The organism is Bacillota bacterium, assembly GCA_024655925.1.
GTDB lineage: Bacteria > Bacillota > DTU025 > DTU025 > JANLFS01 > JANLFS01.
Window position 1 is genome coordinate 10,637 of record JANLFS010000082.1, and the last position, 2,485, is coordinate 13,121.

Sequence of the window (2,485 nt, forward strand, 5' to 3'; positions counted from 1 at the left end):
TCCTGGGCGGGCGACTCTTCTCTCAGCACCAGTATCCAGGGACTCCATGCCGGCTTAGAGATACCCGAGTTCCTTGAATGCGCGCTCCGCGCCTTTATGAAGCGGAATAGGCACTACCCAGCCCGTTTCGGGCTCGAATGCCTGCATACCCATGAAGGCCTTGACCCACCGATCCTTGTTGGTCAGTATGATCTTGGTCATCTGGTAGGCAAGTTCCTCGGGGAGGTTCTCATGCGCAAACACGACGTAGTGTTCAATGCTAGTGTGGACTGGCCTGTCCACCTTGTTGTAAACCCCAGGTTTCATGGTAGCACGAGGCCACTGATACTCCTTCTCGAAGAATGCCAGCTTGTCGTCGTCGATGGAGAGGAGCGTAATGTCCCGGGAGAACGCCAGCTCGGTGATCCCTGGATGGTATGGTGGGAAATTGTTCCATAACCCGTCGAGATGGCCATCCATGATCGCGGAAATTGCGTCGGAGTAGTCAGTGAACTGGACGTTCCCGCCCCATGCCTTGATATCATCGTAAGTGACGCCGTAAGATTCCAGGACCCGGCGTACGCCAATCTCTCCACCGGTACCTCTAGGACCCACCGACACCCTGATCCGCGGTTTGGTCTTGAGAAACTCGCCAAGGGTGGTAACACCCTGTGGCACGATCCGAGACGTAACAACGAAATGGAAGGTGGCCCCATATCCCAGGTTCGAGAGCGCTCGTATGTTCGTTATCCCGTTCTTAAAACCTTGCTCCCCAAACTCGTGCAGCCCGTTCCAAGCATCGCGAAGCATAGGTGTGGTTGCCAATCCCATTTGGCGTCCTGACTTATCTTTTGAGACGTTGATAATGTTCCCGAAGCTGCCTCCGGGCACTACAACACCGCTGAAGCCCGGGATTTTCTCCTCCCAGGCTGCCGTAAACGCGGTTCCCATGATGAAAAACGTACCGCCGATCGATCCCGCGTTGAACGTAACCTCAAAGGGTGCGGCCAGACTTGGTTGGGATGATCCTGCCAGTGTCAACATGGCAAGGGCGAGTGCAGCAACTTTCAAGCGTGACAAAGTAAGAAACCCCCCCCATCTTCGAATCTGGTGTGAGTCTCTCCGTGACGACGTTGGATGCTGCCTGTTGCGTCTGATACGTAGACTGTTTGGACCCTAGTAAGCCTCCCGACTTCTCTTCGTACCACAGCTCAATCCCTAGTCCCAGCGGTGCACCTCCATTCAACGTTCGGACGAACCCGTGGAGTTTCGCCACGACCTCATTATGTGCTCTTCCATCAGAACCCGAGCAGTGGATCCTTCTCGTCGAGCAAGTGCTTCCATTATCGCAGCATGCTCTGGGAACGTATCTCTGTATGTTCCCCCCGTGTGCATGTAGGCCGTACGCCAGAGGCTGATTTGGGATAGAACAGTATCCAGTTGATTCATAATCGCCTCGTTCGCGCTTGTCTGCCCGATTCTCCTGTGAAACGCGTGGTTGCCCAGCAGGCTATTGGGCCAGTCTCCCTTCTGCCGCGCCATGCGTATCTCCTCAAGCAAAGCCTCTAGGCCTGCTATATCGGCGGTGGTAGCACGTGAGCTCGCAAGAAGCGCCGCAGTGCCCTCCAGGGCAGCGCGAAGCTCATACAGGTCCTGAGCTTCCTTGTGCGATAGCTCTCGCACAAATACCCCCCGGTACGGTTCGCCAACAACAAGTCCGTCGTACGTGAGCCTTTGTATGGCCTCACGTACCGGAGTCCTACTTACTCCCATTCTGTCTACCAGGTCACGCTCGACTAACCGTTGCCCGGGCCCCAGGTAGCCAGTAACAATGGCCTTCTTAAGGCGCTGGTACGTTTCCTCGGAGTACGTACTTGCTTGGACCAATAGCAGATCATCTGGGCGCTCTGATGAGCGGGGCATTCTCCATACCACCCCATATAGTACCTTTGGCCTTTGATGTTCTGTATATGGTATATCATACTCAATATGCCATGTCAACCATGTTATCTTTGTTCATCCTTTATTCTCTCGCATAGGCGTCCCCCGATCTCGTTTTGCCACTCACGACCTACCACCCATCCCAGAGGTGCTATCCAACTAGCGAAGTCGTACCGTCTTGCAGGATTACGTGCGCCCACATGTTGTGCTCACAGAACTGGTCCGTACCAGCACTCGACCGCTTCGCGGGATAGACCATGGCTTTCAGGCTCTCAACGCTTCCTTCACTGATGCACCCCGACCTGAGATGACCAACTTACGGCCGACAACAGTGTCCTCCGCACGTATCGAACACACGTCACAGACCTGTGAACACAACTGCTCATCCTCCAAGCCCCCGCGGCCAAGGCGGTGCCCGTCGAGCGTGGATCGACGCAGGATATGTCCGGAAACGGAGGTGCTCTGACGTCATGGCATAGTCTGCCAGAAGTTGCCATGAGGCATTGAGCGTGCGGCGGCGCGTTCCAATTGATGGGATTAGCACGATATTGCGGGTTTTCTTGTG

2 protein-coding genes are annotated in these 2,485 nt (G+C 55.1%); both read right to left on the reverse strand.

Going from position 1 to position 2,485, the window contains the following annotated elements; all coding sequences use genetic code 11:
* Window positions 1–54: 54 nt before the first annotated feature.
* Entirely contained in the window at window positions 55–1,059 is a 1,005-nt protein-coding gene (locus tag NUW23_12000) for a TAXI family TRAP transporter solute-binding subunit (GenBank protein MCR4426887.1), read from the reverse strand.
* Window positions 1,060–1,221: 162 nt separating this feature from the next.
* Window positions 1,222–1,902 carry a GntR family transcriptional regulator gene (locus NUW23_12005; GenBank protein MCR4426888.1) on the reverse strand — a complete coding sequence of 227 codons (681 nt, stop codon included), beginning with the start codon at window positions 1,900–1,902 and terminating at the stop codon, window positions 1,222–1,224.
* Between the last annotated feature and the right edge of the window lie 583 nt (window positions 1,903–2,485).

Coding starts and splice junctions, on each gene's coding strand:
- NUW23_12005 (MCR4426888.1), bottom strand. CDS start 1,902: ATGCCCCGCTCATCAGAGCGCCCAGATGATCTGCTATTGGTCCAAGCA.